Annotated in this window: 14 protein-coding genes; 6 read left to right on the top strand and 8 right to left on the bottom strand. The window is 36.4% G+C overall.

The features are described 5' to 3' along the window. Positions 1 to 123: 123 nt before the first annotated feature. Genes Q0Q99_RS04440 through Q0Q99_RS04430 form a run of 3 tightly spaced genes read right to left on the bottom strand, consistent with a single transcriptional unit; the run spans position 124 to position 4,959 of the window. Positions 124 to 1,503 (bottom strand): DUF5689 domain-containing protein, encoded by a 1,380-nt coding sequence (locus Q0Q99_RS04440; protein WP_293892041.1) that lies wholly within the window; start codon positions 1,501 to 1,503, stop codon positions 124 to 126. A 13-nt stretch (positions 1,504 to 1,516) separates the two neighbouring features. Then, positions 1,517 to 2,134, bottom strand: coding sequence for a choice-of-anchor J domain-containing protein (locus Q0Q99_RS04435; protein ID WP_293892038.1), 618 nt, complete (start codon positions 2,132 to 2,134; stop codon positions 1,517 to 1,519). Positions 2,135 to 2,145: 11 nt separating this feature from the next. Continuing rightward, positions 2,146 to 4,959, bottom strand: a complete 2,814-nt coding sequence (locus Q0Q99_RS04430; protein ID WP_293892035.1) for a carboxypeptidase-like regulatory domain-containing protein — start codon at positions 4,957 to 4,959, stop codon at positions 2,146 to 2,148. Positions 4,960 to 5,099: 140 nt separating this feature from the next. Here Q0Q99_RS04430 and Q0Q99_RS04425 point away from each other — a divergent pair, with 140 nt between their 5' ends. The 4 genes from Q0Q99_RS04425 to Q0Q99_RS04410 all read left to right on the top strand — a co-directional run bounded on the left by Q0Q99_RS04425 (position 5,100) and on the right by Q0Q99_RS04410 (position 9,088). Next, positions 5,100 to 6,209, top strand: a complete 1,110-nt coding sequence (locus Q0Q99_RS04425; protein ID WP_293892032.1) for an endonuclease/exonuclease/phosphatase family protein — start codon at positions 5,100 to 5,102, stop codon at positions 6,207 to 6,209. Between the two features lie 132 nt (positions 6,210 to 6,341). Beyond that, complete coding sequence (locus Q0Q99_RS04420; protein ID WP_293892029.1) at positions 6,342 to 6,878, top strand: 3-hydroxyanthranilate 3,4-dioxygenase; 537 nt, start codon at positions 6,342 to 6,344, stop codon at positions 6,876 to 6,878. Positions 6,879 to 7,039: 161 nt separating this feature from the next. Further along, positions 7,040 to 8,608, top strand: coding sequence for an aldehyde dehydrogenase family protein (locus Q0Q99_RS04415; protein ID WP_293892026.1), 1,569 nt, complete (start codon positions 7,040 to 7,042; stop codon positions 8,606 to 8,608). Between the two features lie 105 nt (positions 8,609 to 8,713). Further along, positions 8,714 to 9,088, top strand: a complete 375-nt coding sequence (locus Q0Q99_RS04410) for a carboxypeptidase-like regulatory domain-containing protein (RefSeq protein WP_293892023.1) — start codon at positions 8,714 to 8,716, stop codon at positions 9,086 to 9,088. A 49-nt stretch (positions 9,089 to 9,137) separates the two neighbouring features. Here the strand turns inward: Q0Q99_RS04410 and Q0Q99_RS04405 are convergent, their stop codons facing one another. Genes Q0Q99_RS04405 through Q0Q99_RS04385 form a run of 5 tightly spaced genes read right to left on the bottom strand, consistent with a single transcriptional unit; the run spans position 9,138 to position 13,018 of the window. After that, positions 9,138 to 9,719, bottom strand: coding sequence for an alkylphosphonate utilization protein (locus Q0Q99_RS04405; RefSeq protein WP_293892020.1), 582 nt, complete (start codon positions 9,717 to 9,719; stop codon positions 9,138 to 9,140). Positions 9,720 to 9,721: 2 nt separating this feature from the next. After that, positions 9,722 to 10,216 (bottom strand): DUF6646 family protein, encoded by a 495-nt coding sequence (locus tag Q0Q99_RS04400; protein ID WP_293892017.1) that lies wholly within the window; start codon positions 10,214 to 10,216, stop codon positions 9,722 to 9,724. A gap of 34 nt (positions 10,217 to 10,250) precedes the next feature. Further along, entirely contained in the window at positions 10,251 to 10,988 is a 738-nt protein-coding gene (locus Q0Q99_RS04395; RefSeq protein WP_293892013.1) for a metallophosphoesterase family protein, read from the bottom strand. Then, positions 10,981 to 12,132 carry an ATP-binding protein gene (locus Q0Q99_RS04390; RefSeq protein ID WP_293892010.1) on the bottom strand — a complete coding sequence of 384 codons (1,152 nt, stop codon included), beginning with the start codon at positions 12,130 to 12,132 and terminating at the stop codon, positions 10,981 to 10,983. Before Q0Q99_RS04390 ends, Q0Q99_RS04395 begins: the two co-directional genes overlap by 8 nt. 19 nt (positions 12,133 to 12,151) lie before the next feature. Continuing rightward, on the bottom strand, positions 12,152 to 13,018 hold the full coding sequence (locus Q0Q99_RS04385) for an aldo/keto reductase (protein WP_293892007.1): 867 nt from the start codon (positions 13,016 to 13,018) through the stop codon (positions 12,152 to 12,154). A 215-nt stretch (positions 13,019 to 13,233) separates the two neighbouring features. Between Q0Q99_RS04385 and Q0Q99_RS04380 the strand changes: the two genes are divergently transcribed. Further along, positions 13,234 to 14,238, top strand: coding sequence for a MoxR family ATPase (locus tag Q0Q99_RS04380; protein ID WP_293892004.1), 1,005 nt, complete (start codon positions 13,234 to 13,236; stop codon positions 14,236 to 14,238). Positions 14,239 to 14,318: 80 nt separating this feature from the next. Beyond that, positions 14,319 to 15,185, top strand: coding sequence for a DUF58 domain-containing protein (locus tag Q0Q99_RS04375; RefSeq protein ID WP_293892001.1), 867 nt, complete (start codon positions 14,319 to 14,321; stop codon positions 15,183 to 15,185). The last annotated feature ends 94 nt before the right edge of the window (positions 15,186 to 15,279 follow it).

The raw sequence follows: 15,279 nt of genomic DNA, 5'->3' as shown, positions 1-15,279 counted from the left end.
ATATAGCCCATTTTATACAGTTGCTAAAATGGTGTTTCTAGTGATGGAAGAATGACAAGTTTAAACAAAAAAGAGTCCCGATAAATCGGGACCTTTCTTTTTATAAGCTGTATTTTACGAATACTAATTGATAACGATATCGTCAAGCTGAACTGTCGTCGTAACGGTTGTTGTTCCAACATATTCAAAAACAAAATATCCATTACCAGTTAAACTTGCAGGAATTGGATAGGTTCCAGGAGAAGAAAATGAATTTTCTGAAGAGCCTATTGCTGGGTAATTAATAGTAAAATTTGATGTAATATTAACAAAAGAACTCATATTTACAGGAGAACCCGGTGTATAATTAGCTGCAGTTACATAATAAACATTTAAAGCTGCACCTGCATTATATCGAATTTCTTTTTTAAATGTGAAGTTGTTTGCGGCAGTGAAATCAACAGGCACAAAAAACAATACTTTAGCCGGAACTCCAGGATTTCCAGATCCCGCAAAACCACTCATTTCTATATATTTGTTACCACTAAAAGTTTTAAGCTGCCACAATCTGCTTCCAACTACTGGATCGTTAATGTATTTTGGAAAAACGGTAGTGCCAACGTTATATGAAGTAAAAGGTTCATTTACTGTTCCTGAGTACACTAATGCGGTTCCTCCTACCGGTGGATTTGAATCAAAACGAGGTGCAGTCAATTTAATATCATGTTCATATCTAACTATGAATTGAAAATCGGTGTCATATTTTGTTACAACCCCTCTAATTTTACCACTATTAGTAGGCACCTTATTGTATGCGAAAGGGGCAAAACTGCTGAAACGGATAATTCTTTCAGCTCCACCTGCTGTAGAAGATAACATGTGATTTGTGGCACCTCCGCCAGAATCAATGTCATAATACGTTCTGCCTATTGATGAATCCGAAAATTGAACGCCATCTAATTCTATCAAGGTGTTTTGGTTAGCATCAGTATAAGCAGCTGCTAAACTAAATGTTCTAAGCATATCGCTTTCGGGAACAACTGTTGCTGATGGGAATAAATGGTCTTGCCATTCAAACTCAGAAATTCTTCCAATAGTTCCATTATATAACGATCCTATTTGTAAAGAGCCATAAACAATAGCAGCATATAATCCATTTAGTTGAATGTAAACTTTTCTTCCCGGTATGAACCCTTTTCCATACAATGTTGTCACGTTTATAGGCACACTGAATCCAATTGGATCTGAACCATCGGTTGGAATAGTTTGGAACGAGATAGATTTATAGAATGTACCTTTTTCATCACTTGACGTCACATAAGCCTCGATGATATCGGGAGTAGCAAACTGAACGGGTGTTGATGTTGCGGCAGAATTAACAGAAGCCACAGTTCTTGTAGAAATTAATTCATACGTAACCAAAGTATTCTCTGGTGTAGTATAGTGATCGTCTGATGCACAGCTCGTGAAAAGTCCGATTACTAAAGTTAACAATAAGCCTGATTTTAAAATTATATTTTTCATAGTTTTTTATGATTTATTTTTTGTCAAAAATTCTAATGTTATCCAATTCATAAGTTCCATCAAGGGTACTATTTGTACCTGAACCTTTACATCTGAACGCAATGTAAATATTTCCAGTATAACTGGATAAATCAACTAATCCTGAACTAAAAAAAGTAAAATTAGTATCATAATTTAATGGTGGCGTTGTAAATGATACAGGTTGCCAATTAGCCGCCAATACATTTGTACCATCGTAATCAGTTGAAATTAATAACTCAATTGAGTTAGAAGGCGAAGAAACGTAAGCCTGAGCAACATCAAAGACCAATGTTTCGTGATCTTTTGTATCCATATTTATTGCAGGTGAAATTAACCAAGCAATATTAGACGCTTGACCAGATTGATATGCACTGAACTCCGCATATTTTGATCCGCTATAAATACCTTCAATCCATGCTACCGTGCCCGTTTGAGCATAGTTAGTCCAACCCGTAATGTTAATTACATTACCATCTGCTGTGTTACCCAAAAACTCTTCGAAAAAAGTATAGTCAGTGGACTGACCAATTTTAATGTCATTTTCTGGTGAACAACCTGTAAATGGCAATAATGCCACAAACACAAGTACAATTTTTTTATAAATTTTCATAACAATATAATTTAAAAATTAATATATAAATTTAGGAAATAAGTTCTACCATAACCGTAGAAATATTTAGGAGCAAAAGCGGGAGTTCCGCTGGAAACATCCTGATTAACTTCTCTGAAATTAGCTTTTCTTGATTGTTCAAATCCGCCTGTTTTGTAGGTAACATCTAAAACGTTGTTGATGCTCGCAAAGAAACCAAAGGTTTGCTTTCCTACTTTCCAAGATTTACCACCGGTTACGTTTAGTAAATAGAAATCATCAAACTTTTCTTGTGTCAATAATTCTTTTGCTCTTTCCGGTGTAATTTCCGGGAAAGATAATCCTTCTAAATCTAAAGGATTTCTATAGAAATTATCTGTTCTTAACAAAGATGATATATTCAAATAATTATCTGCAATGTAATTCGCATTCGCGCCAATCCACCAGAATTTTGGATCTCTATATTCAATTCCGAATGAAGCTGCAGTCTGTGGACCACCGCCTAGTCTATATCCTTTTAAATGCGCTTGTCCAAAATCAGCTACAGGATTAGTATTCGTTGGAGTTGCTAAATTATCGTTATTTAATGATACATCTGGATTATTATTATAGGTATTCTCTCCATAGGCACCCGAAAGAGATAATTTAATTGTTGATGTAATTTGATATTCCATGCCTAATTCTAAACCAATGTTTTGTTTTTCAACATTTGAAAGTGTTTCTGCGACAAAAGCATCTCCACCATCACCACCATCATCCAAGAAAACTCCTTCTCCGTAAAAGAATGAAGTTTCTGTTCCTTTTTTAATGTTAGAATAATAAGCTGTTAATCTTGATTTGAATTTTGGTGCTTTTATGATATAACTTGCATCTCCACTTGTAACGTTTTCTGATTGAAGTCCCACTGAAATATTATCATTGATACGTGCATTAGGAAAAACATTTCTCAATGACGGCGCTTTAGTCATGTAGGCAGCATTGAAATTTAGGAATTGTTTACCAGAAATTTTATACGTTAATCCACCTTTGAAGCCAAAGTTTTCATAAAGATATGTATTACTTTTTCCGAAAGAATTTGTTGGATATACTCCATTTTTATATAATCCTTCTCTTTGGTATTGGGTTCTTGTAAATGATTCTGCCAAATAAAAATCTACTTTCTTATAGGTAAATTTAAATTGAGTAAAAGCATCAATAGTATTGGCTGATAAATTATAGTTGTATGCCAATTTATCACCAACTACAACGGTTCTGTTTGGATTATTTAAATCAGATTGTTGTTGATCGGCAGTATTTGTAAAATAATTTTTATCATCAAAATATTGACCTCCTAATAAATCTAAAACACTAGCGAAATTGTGAGATTTTAAATTTCTAAAAGTCACACCGGCATTCATATTAATATTATCCGCCAATTGTGAGTTTAGGACTGAGTTAGCTGTCCAAACTTTATCATCTGTTCTGTCTTCATATAATATGTAAGCACTGTGACCATCAGATGAACCTCTATTTGTGTTATATAAATTATCCCAGTCAATTTGTTTGTGTGCCAAGAAGTTTGAAGCTGCACTAATACCAGCTGCTACATTTGCAGGGTCATCGCCCAGAAAATCGGTGTAATCATCAGGATTGTAAGCAGAAGTGTAATAACTCGGTAAGTTTCTGTAATAGGTTGGGTCTGGATTATTAACCCCTTGATAAGCTAAACGGCTATTGCCAATTTTACCAAATTGATGGGCAACACTTGTATTCAGATTAGTCTTATCAGACATTTTCCAATAATGTGTCAACATCAAAATAGGCTCGTTAACTTCTTTATCTCTCGAATTTCTTTTTTTACCATCTTGCCAACCCCAATAAGAATTGTATTTAACGCCGGCTAATCGAGTAATTTCAGCGGTATTTGGAGAACTTTTACCACGACTATTTTCAGAATAAATAGAGGTAAAGTTCAAGGAATGATGATCGTTGAATTTTTTCTCAACGCTGGCAAACAAAGCTTTAGCATCATAATCTGTTCCTTCAAAGTAACCTTCCTTAGCCCAACGGCCAGAAGCAGAAACTACAAAAGCCCATCCGCTTGTACTCATTCCCGAAGCATGAGTTGCCATCGTTCTCCAGCTATAGTTTGTATTTGTTCCGGAAAACGAAATTCTAGAACCTTTTCTATATATAGAAGCTCTTGTATTGATTTCCTGTGTTCCGAGGATTCCGCCAAAAGTATAATCAGAAGGTCCTGAACCTGTGGTAAACTCTTGATTTCTTGTTGCGTCATTTAAGCCACCCCAGTTTGACCATTGTGGTCTTCCGTCATAAATTTTATTCATGGTAACGCCATTAATCATGGTAGTTCCATACTCATTATCAAGTCCTCTTACTCTAAAACGAGCCTGACCCCAATTGAAAGCCGCAGCTTGCTGAAAAGCATCTCTTGAAGCTTGAAGTAATCCTGAAGTACTTTCAGAACCACTATTGTCATCACCTAAATCATTTTCTGTAATTGTAATTAAACTTAATTGCTGTTCTGAAGTAATATCTTCCTCTAAAACAACAACTCCTAAATCTAACATTTTCCCATCTTCAACATCAACTGATAACAGTTGGTCTTTAAATCCGGTACTTTTAATTTGAACTAATTGACTTCCTTTGGGAGCATCTTTGAAAGTAAATACACCATTAGCATCTGTTAGCACTGTTAAACTGGTGTTCTGAATGGCCGCAACTACACTTTGTAATGGTTTCTGGCTTTTTGAATCAACAACTTTTCCGGTTATCCCTGTTGTTGTTTGTGCGAAAACAAAAAGCACTTGCATTACGAATAATGTACTAATAACAAGTTTTTTCATAAATAATATTAAATTAATTTTTCCTTACGTTAAGCCCAAAGTGGAAACTTAACAGCCGACAAATGTACATCTTTTAATAATATTATATACATTTGGCTCGAAGTTTGTAAAAACTTGATATTAAATTAATAATAACTTTTATGAGAATTAAAAAATTAATCGTCCTTTTCTTTGTTTTATTCGCAATCTCAGGGACAAATGCACAAGCAAAAAAGTACATCGTGCATACGGTTGCGTTCTATAACTTTGAAAATTTGTTTGATACTATTAACGAAGCAAACAACGATGAAGAATGGTTGCCAAACGGAGCTCAAAACTGGACTTCAAAAAAGTACAAACAAAAATTACACAACCTCGCGAGAGTTTTGTCAGAGATTGGCTCAACTGACAATCCCAATAATTCTCCTACGCTAATTGGTGGCGCTGAAATTGAAAACAGAGGTGTTCTAGAAGATTTAATCAAAGAACCTGCCCTTATTGGAAAAGATTATGGTATCGTACACTTTGATTCTCCAGATAAAAGAGGAATTGATGTTGCCTTGTTATACCAGAAAAAACATTTCAGACCGACAAGCTTTAAAAATATCCCTCTTTTGATTTATAGAAATCAACTAAACAATAAAGCAAAAGAAAAAAATGACAAAGACGATGCCTCTGATGATAAATCTGAAATTGATAAAAACTTAGACAGAGTTTACACAAGAGATATTCTATTAGTAACCGGATTTTTGGATGGCGAAGAAATTAATGTAATGGTAAATCACTGGCCATCACGATCTGGTGGTGAGAAAAAAAGTTCTCCTTTTCGTGAAGCCGCAGGAAGATTAGACCGAAAAATAATGGACTCTATATACAAGGTAAACCCGAACGCCAAAATCATCAACATGGGAGATTTGAACGACGGAACTTATAATAAAAGTGTAAAAGAAGGTGTCGGAGCTAAACGGAAAAAAGAAGAAGTAAAAGAATTTGGTGTTTACAATCCTTTCGAACAAATGGCAAAAGAAGGGAATGCTTCGTTGTTTTACAGAGATGCCGGCGATATTTTTGACCAAATAATGCTGTCGGAAACTTTACTCAAAAAAGATTTTTCTTCCTATCGCTATTGGAAAGCGGGAGTTTACAACAAACCTTTTATGATAACTACAGTCGGCCAATATAAAGGCTATCCTTTAAGACATGGAGCCACCGAAATCGGATTTAGTGACCACTTTCCGGTGTATGTTTATTTGATTAAGGAAATAAAGTAAAAACAATAATAAAAAAGGTTAGTTCGCGCTAACCTTTTTTATTTTACTAATTTCGTGACCCGAGACCTTTTGGTCGAATTATGTAACCCGAGCGTAGCGAACGGAGCGAGGCTAAATTAAAACAATTTCTCCATGGCAATTCAAAAACCATTCAACCTCAACAAGTGGATTGACGAAAACCGTCATTTCCTAAAACCACCAGTTGGCAATAAAAACATCTACGTTGATTCCAACGATTATATTGTTATGATTGTTGCGGGTCCAAATGCGCGGAAAGACTATCACTATAACGAAACCGAAGAATTGTTCTACCAACTGGAAGGTGAAATTACTGTGTATGTTCAGGACAATGGCGAAAAGAAAGCCATGAAACTATCCGCTGGTGATATGTATCTGCATCCGGCAAAAACGCCACATTCTCCCAATAGAAGTGAAGGTTCAATCGGATTGGTTATCGAATTAAAACGCGCCGGCACAAATGCAAAAGATGGCTTGCTTTGGTTTTGCGACAACTGTAACAACAAACTCTATGAAGTCTATTTCCCGCTAACCGATATCGAAAAAGATTTTCTGCATCATTTCGAACATTTCTATAATTCCAAAGATTTAAGAACGTGCGAGAAATGCGGAACGGAAATGGAAAGTGATTCACGGTTTACAGCAAAATAATTAGGAGCTATTTCCAGCTGTTCACTATATCTTTTATTGTTTTGTCACCCTGAGCGCAGTCGAAGGGCATTTCTACAAAACAATAAAAGGATGCCGTTCCCATCTGGGCTAAAATTCAAAATAAAGATTTACTTTTGTCAAAAATTTAATTACATAATACAATGTCAACAATAACACATTCAACAATAGCCCAACAATTCGGCATGACCGAAGCGCTTGAAACTCTTGGGGTAAAAGCTATAAACGAAGGAACTTCAACAGGAAATAATTGGTTTTCAAACGGAGAAACTTTCGAATCATACTCGCCTGTAGACGGACAATTAATCGGAAAAGTAAAAGCGTCCACTGCTGCCGATTATGAAAAAGTAATGCAATCTGCAACCGAAGCTTTTAAAACTTTTAAACTCATGCCAGCGCCGCAACGTGGAGAAATCGTGCGTCAGTTTGGACAAAAATTACGTGAGAAAAAAGAACCACTTGGAAAATTGGTTTCCTATGAAATGGGAAAATCATTGCAGGAAGGTTACGGCGAAGTTCAGGAAATGATTGACATCTGCGATTTTGCTGTTGGTCTTTCGCGTCAATTGCACGGATTGACAATGCACTCGGAACGTCCCGGACACAGAATGTACGAGCAATATCACCCAATGGGAGTTGTGGGAATCATTTCAGCTTTTAACTTTCCCGTTGCCGTTTGGGCATGGAACACAGCATTAGCATGGATTTGTGGCGATGTTTGCGTTTGGAAACCATCTGAAAAAACTCCGTTATGCGGAATTGCATGTCAAAATATTATAGCCGAAGTATTGAAAGAAAACAATCTTCCGGAAGGAATTTCCTGTTTAATCAATGGCGATTATAAAGTGGGTGAATTGATGACTCACGACAAACGAATTCCCTTGGTTTCTGCAACTGGTTCCACCCGAATGGGAAAAATTGTAGCCCAGGCTTGTGCGGCTCGTTTAGGAAAATCGCTATTGGAACTTGGTGGAAACAACGCCATCATTGTAACTCCGGATGCGGATATCAAAATGACTGTAATCGGAGCTGTTTTCGGAGCTGTCGGAACCGCAGGTCAGCGTTGTACCTCAACCCGTAGATTGATTATTCATGAAAGTATTTACGACAAAGTAAGAGATGCTATTGTTGGTGCTTATGGTCAACTGCGAATTGGGAATCCATTAGACCAAAACAATCACGTTGGACCGCTTATCGACAAACACGCAGTTGAAATGTATAACAACGCCTTGACAAAAGTTGTTGCCGAAGGTGGTAAAATTTTGGTTGAAGGCGGCGTTCTTTCTGGTGATGGTTACGAAAGCGGCTGCTATGTAAAACCAGCAATCGCAGAAGCTAAAAATTCATTTGAAATCGTTCAGCACGAAACATTTGCACCAGTTTTATATTTATTAAAATATTCGGGAGATGTTACAAATGCTATCGACGTTCAAAACGGCGTAGCACAAGGTTTATCATCAGCAATTATGACAAACAACCTTCGCGAAGCGGAAGCCTTTTTATCTGTAGCAGGTTCTGATTGCGGAATAGCGAATGTAAACATCGGAACATCCGGAGCTGAAATTGGCGGCGCTTTTGGTGGCGAAAAAGAAACCGGCGGTGGTCGTGAATCCGGTTCAGATGCCTGGAAAGTATATATGAGAAGACAAACCAATACAATAAATTATACTACCAGCCTGCCATTAGCTCAGGGAATTAAATTTGATTTGTAATTCAACCTTTTTTATAAAAAATTAAACCGACTAAATTTTAGTCGGTTTTTTTACGCAACTTTATGAGCTATTTCATATCTAATCAAAAAACTAAACTCAAAAGTTATGAAGAAATTATTCTTATTTGTATTGTGTACACCATTCTTATTGGCATCAACTTGTGAAAACGATGATAACCAAATTGTTTGTACACAAGATTTTGTTTACGGATTAAATGTGGTTGTTCTCGACGCCACAACGGGAAATCCGTTGGTAGAAGGTGTTACTGTCGAAGCGACAGATGATGGTTATCATGAAAACTTACACCTCATTCCGGGGTTAGAATATTCCTTTGCAGGAGCCGGAGAAAGAACCGGAACATACATTATTACAATAACAAAAGAGGGTTATCAAACCTATACTTCATCACCAATTGTAGTAACGGCAAATGTTTGTCATGTAATTCCGCAATCATTAACTGTAGATTTGCATTCGAATTAATCATAAAAAAAGCGTCTCAAATCGGGACGCTTTTTTTATTGTGAATTTCCTATTTCGTCTTCTTTACATACTGCGTCAAAATGACAATATGTTGTCCTTCGACTCTTCCTTCAATTTGTTCGACGTTATCCCAAACCAATTTAATGTTATGAACTGCCGCTCCTCGTTTTGCGGTAAAGTTTGCTCCTTTGACATCTAAATCTTTAATCAAAACAACGGAATCACCATCTTTAAGAATATTGCCATTCCCGTCTTTATGTACAATCTTGCCATCCTCATCTTCACCTTCGCCGGTTGCACCTGCCCAAATTAAGGTTTCTTCATCAAGATACATCATGTCAAGCAAATCCTGAGGCCAACCTTCTCCACGTAATCGGTTAAGCATGCGCCACGCTACAACTTGTACCGGTTTGTTTTCATTCCACATACTGTCGCTAAGGCATCGCCAATGATTGGCATCGGTTGGTGTCGTGTTTTCTATCTGGTTTTTGCAAGTGGTACATACCAAAACCGAGTTGTCTAAAGATATGGATTCTTCTTTGGTTAAATGAATTCTTAAGTCTTCTGTGGCACCACACAACTCACATTTGGAACCGCTTCTTTCGTTTAATCTTTGGTCGATAACACTCATTTCTATAAATTGAAAGAGGCTCCTATCTGAAATACAAATTGATTATTGTATTCTTCAAACCCTTGAACATTTGAATCGTATTTTGCTAGCGGAATTCCGGCTTCAGTATACATTCCGAAACCTTCTGTAAAGAAATACCTGAAACCTAAATGCGCTCCAAAATTTCTTGTCCCTAAATTCAATCCTGGATAGATATCCATCTTTTTATCCAATTTAAACACACTTCCTAAATTGGCGTTGAAACGTATTTTTGCGTCGGCTCTATCTGCAAAATCCGGTTTAAATCCAGCAACTTCTTGCACTGAAAGCAAATAGGAAGCAACAAATCCGTAGGACATGTTTTCTCCTAAACCAAAATCTGCTCCAACATTTATTCCGGTTCCGTGATCCTGAATGTTTAAGCCTACCTGCGCCTTGATATCACCTTTTCCTTTGTATGCCTGCGCATTTATCATACTTACCGTGATAATTGCAACGACTGTAATTAGTTTTTTCATCTTGTTTTATTTTTTTTTTACAAAAATAGTCAAATTAATTCCTTCCTTTTTCATTAAAATACAAATCCTTCAATGGATCGCTCTGCCAAAACTCTTTTGAATCAACATCCATAATGGTCAGTGGTCCCGTGAAAGCTGCGCCAGTATCCATATTCCACAAACACGCCTTTTGGATTGGAACCGTTTCATTTATTTTGGTTACGGGTGTGTGGCCAATGTAAATCTCGTTGTATAATGTTAGCCTTTGGGGATAATGTATGCTGTCTTTCGGAATGGATCCGTCTAATGCCAAAGCGGTTTCCCAAAGTGATCTGTCCCAATAAAACATTTTTGGAAAATATTCATGTTCAACACCATTCATGTTGGTAAAACCGGCGTGGATGAATAATCGGTTATTTTCGTCCAGATAATAATCTTTTAACTGTCTAAGAAATTCCATGTGTAATTGTCTTTTCTCACATGAAAAGCTGGCATAAGCCATAACTGTAGCTTCGCCGCCGTGTTTGTACCACATTCCTTCATCAATGTTTTTATTGTCATTCGTTAACCAATCCAAAAGTAATTCATCGTGATTTCCACGGATGAAAATGCAGTTATTCGTTTTTTTTAATTTGATTAAAAAGTCTAAAACCTGTGGCGATTCGCTCCAACCATCAACATAATCTCCAAGAAAAATCAACGTGTCATCTTTGGTGACTTTAGCTCTTTCTATAATTTGATGTACAGCCTTTAATCCGCCGTGGATATCGCCTATTACTAGTTTTCTATGCATTGTTTCTATCATATTTCATTTTTCTCAATATTCGCATGGCTTCCTTAAAACTTAGATAAACCGTTGCGTTTTTTTGTGCTTTTAGCAAAAGTTTTACATCGATAAGTTTTTGCTTTGCATCAGTAAAACCATTAAGATAACAAATCATCAAAGTAGAAGGTAAATTTTCCAAATCTTTTTCTTCGCGTTCGCTAAGCGGCAATCCTTTTTCTAGTTTATTGACCATTGCAATATTGGCGTTATAAATATGATGGAGCATTTTCTTATTATACGCTGGCGGCTCAAAAAGCAGTTTGGTTTCCATTTTATAATACCCATTATCAAAAAAATGAATAGTCAATTGTTCCAACGGATAATAACTGGTTTTATCGTTCAGCCCAAGTGGCACGTGCTCAATAATAGTAAAGCTTTGTTCGTCATAACTAATAGAGACAACATCGTGTGCCGAATAAAAAAGTTTAACTTGTTCGTTTATCAATTCAATATCCACGCGAGAGAGATATGTTGTGTCTCGGATTTTTTTCGGAACTCCTGCCCAGCAAATTACAAACAATTCCTTAAAGACATTATACTTTGATGTCATGTCTTTGTGACGATTATTCATAAAATCAATCACACCATCCAATGTATAGGCAATACTGTTTCTTGAACTGTTTTCAATACTGATAACGGTTTCAATATTAAGTTTAGAATACGGGATTTTTTCTTCCGTAGGCATTGAGTTGCTTCCTACTCTCACAAAAACCGTATTGGCCAAAATAGTATGAATATTTTTCTTAAAAAGAGAAGCTTTGTGTTTTGGTTTTATCGTGACCAAGCCAACAACCCTGTCTTTTGGCAAATTCGGAAAAGGCACATTTTCATATTGGATTTTTGGTGGATTTTCCAAATAAGCATTTACCAGATTCTGGATTCTGCTATCGTCGAAAAAGTCGTCACCAAGGATTTCATTGTCCTGATCTTCAACACCAACAACAATATAAGAATTATTAGAAGGATTGGAGTTAGACAAAGCACATATATGTTTCAAAAACTTAGCTTTTCCTTCTTTGGTATGTAAATTTAGTTGACGCTTCTTATCATAAAAACTACACTCATCATTGTGAGCCAAGAGGTTTTTTATTAGAAGACGCTTGTTAATCATTTGGCTAAATTACAATCTTTTACGGAACCTTATTCCCCATGCTTTCTGTCCAAATGGCAAACCAATCCAATTGGTCTAAATTCATTTCAACGGCTTTCATCAATGCTTGGATTCGCGCAATATTTACTGTTCCGGCAACCGGAATAATTTTCGCAGGATGTTTTAAAATCCAAGCTAACAAAATAGTATCTGAACCTAAATGATATTTATCTACCAATTGTGCCAATAGTTTTTTCAGCCTTCTCGTTTGTTCATTATCTTCCCTGAAAACGGTTCCTAACGGATTCCAAGACATTGGTCTAATAGTGTGCAACTGCATATAATCTAAACTTCCATCTAACATTGCCTCATGATGCGTTGCGGAAAATTGTATCTGATTATAATCAACTTCTGTTTTTTGGCGAATTAATTCCGTTTGCGAGGACATAAAATTTGAAACTCCAAAATCAATAATTTTGCCTTCTTTTTTTAATTTAGTTACTGCTTCTGCAATTTCATCAGCAACCATCAACGGACTTGGGCGATGCAACAGTAAAACATCCAAATAATCAGTCTGCAAATTTTTTAATGAATTCTCAACCGACCAAATGATATAGTCTTTTGAGTAATCATAATGTTTAACAGCATTATCTCGGCCATTTACGTGTTGAATTCCACATTTAGAAATAAACTCAACTTGCTTTCTGTCGATACCGCTTTGCTTAAAAGCTTTTCCAAAATCAGATTCGGTAGTATAATTTCCATAAATATCGGCATGGTCAAAACTGCTGATTTGATTTTCTATACAAATGTGGATCAGATGCTCCATTTCTGAAGTCGAGAGGTTTTTATCCCAAACGCCCCAATTCATAGTTCCGGCAATAATAGGCGATAAGTTCGTTTTCATTTATTTAGTCTTTGAAAATCTAATTATTTTCTACATGAAAAATCCCGAAAATAGATTAGGTCTTAAAATTATAAAAAGAAAATCATAAATCATCCTTAAAATAGGGATGTTTTGTAAAGTTTTAACGCATTGTTAACATCTCGTAAGGGATTAAATTTTCACTTTTGAAATGTTAAAATTATAACCGTCACACATTAGAATAAATAGAGTTAACTATGGAAGAAAATGGTACTGCTTTAGACATTAGAGCAATTAATGAAAAAATTGAAAGAGAAAGTGCTTTTATTGACTTGCTTACTATGGAGATGAATAAAGTCATTGTTGGCCAAAAACACATGATTGAACGATTGTTAATTGGACTTTTAGGCCAGGGACATATTTTGCTGGAAGGCGTTCCGGGTCTGGCGAAAACCTTAGCCATAAATACTCTGTCACAGGCAGTTCACGGAAGCTTCAGCCGTATTCAGTTTACACCCGATTTATTGCCGGCAGATGTTGTAGGAACGATGATTTACAATATCAAAGCCAACGAATTTTCTATTAAGAAAGGACCAATTTTCGCCAACTTCATTCTTGCCGATGAGATTAACCGTGCGCCGGCAAAAGTACAATCTGCTTTGCTTGAAGCGATGCAGGAAAAACAAGTGACTATTGGAGACACTACTTTTAAATTAGACAGGCCATTTTTAGTTTTGGCAACACAAAATCCAATTGAGCAGGAAGGAACGTATCCTTTACCGGAAGCGCAAGTCGATCGTTTTATGCTGAAAACTGTTATCGATTATCCAAAAATGGATGAAGAAAGATTGGTTATACGTCAGAATTTAAAAGGTGCTTATGAAAAAGTAAATGCTGTAGTTTCTGTTGAACAAATTCTTAAAGCACAAGAAGCCGTTCGCGAAGTGTACATGGATGAAAAAATCGAAAAATATATTTTAGATATCGTTTTTGCTACTCGTAATCCCGAAAAATACAAGCTCGAAAGTTTAAAACCACTTATCGGTTTTGGAGCTTCGCCACGTGGTAGCATCAATTTGGCGGTCGCAGCCAAATGTTATGCCTTCATTAAACGTCGAGGTTATGTAATTCCTGAAGACGTTCGTGCCGTGGTTCACGATGTATTACGTCACAGGATTGGAGTTACTTATGAAGCGGAAGCGGAAAACATTACTTCTGTTGACATCATCAACAAAATCGTAAACGAAATCGAGGTACCTTAATCAGTTATCCGTTCTCTGTTACTAGTTAGCTGTTAATCATTGCTACAAATACTGACAACCGACAACCGACAACTGAAAAAATGGAAACAAAAGACTTACTCAAAAAAGTTCGTAAAATCGAAATCAAAACCCGAAGACTGAGTGATCATATCTTTTCGGGCGAATACCACACGTCGTTTAAAGGCCGTGGGATGACGTTTTCGGAAGTGCGTCAGTACCAGTTTGGCGACGATATTCGAGCTATTGACTGGAATGTGACCGCACGTTATAACGAACCGTATGTCAAAGTTTTTGAAGAAGAACGCGAATTGACCATGATGTTGATGGTTGATATTTCAGGTTCGGAAAGTTTTGGAACCAAAAACCAACTGAAAAGTGAAATTGTAACCGAGATTGCTGCCACGATGGCTTTTTCGGCAACACAGAATAATGATAAAATTGGTTTGATTTTATTCACCGACCAAATTGAATTATATATTCCTCCAAAAAAAGGAAAATCTCACGTGCTGCGCATCATTCGTGAACTTATCGAATTTCAGCCAAAAAGTAAAAAAACAGATTTATCCCAAGCATTGAAATTCCTATCGAGCACGCAGAAAAAGAAAGCGATTGTATTCGTGATTTCTGATTTTATGGTCGAAGAGGATTATGAGAAAACCTTAAAAATTGCCGGAAAAAAACATGACATTACCGGTGTTCGTGTCTACGACATCCGCGAAGAAAAAATGCCAAACATCGGAATGGTGGAAATGGAAGATGCCGAAACCGGAGAAATTTTATTGGTAAATACCGGTTCTAAAAAAGCGCGATTGAGTTATGAAAAACAATATCAGGATAAAGTGAGTTATTTTAAAGATGTCTTTTCAAAATGCGGTTCGGGAACAGTGAATACAAGAGTTGACGAAAGTTATGTGACAAAATTATTAGGATATTTTAAATCGAGATAAGAATGTTTTACCACAAAGAACACAACAAAGGCCCTATGGTCACAAAGATTTTCCTTAGTGCGCTTCGTGCAACCTTAGTGAACCGCGTGGTTAA

The sequence above is a fragment of the Flavobacterium sp. genome, assembly GCF_025352425.1.
GTDB lineage: Bacteria > Bacteroidota > Bacteroidia > Flavobacteriales > Flavobacteriaceae > Flavobacterium.
The sequence above is the reverse complement of the archived record's forward strand: the minus strand, read 5'-3'. Positions and strand labels throughout refer to the sequence as shown.

Coding starts and splice junctions, on each gene's coding strand:
- Q0Q99_RS04440 (WP_293892041.1), bottom strand. CDS start 1,503: ATGAAAAATATAATTTTAAAATCAGGCTTATTGTTAACTTTAGTAATC.
- Q0Q99_RS04435 (WP_293892038.1), bottom strand. CDS start 2,134: ATGAAAATTTATAAAAAAATTGTACTTGTGTTTGTGGCATTATTGCCA.
- Q0Q99_RS04430 (WP_293892035.1), bottom strand. CDS start 4,959: ATGAAAAAACTTGTTATTAGTACATTATTCGTAATGCAAGTGCTTTTT.
- Q0Q99_RS04425 (WP_293892032.1), top strand. CDS start 5,100: ATGAGAATTAAAAAATTAATCGTCCTTTTCTTTGTTTTATTCGCAATC.
- Q0Q99_RS04420 (WP_293892029.1), top strand. CDS start 6,342: ATGGCAATTCAAAAACCATTCAACCTCAACAAGTGGATTGACGAAAAC.
- Q0Q99_RS04415 (WP_293892026.1), top strand. CDS start 7,040: ATGTCAACAATAACACATTCAACAATAGCCCAACAATTCGGCATGACC.
- Q0Q99_RS04410 (WP_293892023.1), top strand. CDS start 8,714: ATGAAGAAATTATTCTTATTTGTATTGTGTACACCATTCTTATTGGCA.
- Q0Q99_RS04405 (WP_293892020.1), bottom strand. CDS start 9,719: ATGAGTGTTATCGACCAAAGATTAAACGAAAGAAGCGGTTCCAAATGT.
- Q0Q99_RS04400 (WP_293892017.1), bottom strand. CDS start 10,216: ATGAAAAAACTAATTACAGTCGTTGCAATTATCACGGTAAGTATGATA.
- Q0Q99_RS04395 (WP_293892013.1), bottom strand. CDS start 10,988: ATGCATAGAAAACTAGTAATAGGCGATATCCACGGCGGATTAAAGGCT.
- Q0Q99_RS04390 (WP_293892010.1), bottom strand. CDS start 12,132: ATGATTAACAAGCGTCTTCTAATAAAAAACCTCTTGGCTCACAATGAT.
- Q0Q99_RS04385 (WP_293892007.1), bottom strand. CDS start 13,018: ATGAAAACGAACTTATCGCCTATTATTGCCGGAACTATGAATTGGGGC.
- Q0Q99_RS04380 (WP_293892004.1), top strand. CDS start 13,234: ATGGAAGAAAATGGTACTGCTTTAGACATTAGAGCAATTAATGAAAAA.
- Q0Q99_RS04375 (WP_293892001.1), top strand. CDS start 14,319: ATGGAAACAAAAGACTTACTCAAAAAAGTTCGTAAAATCGAAATCAAA.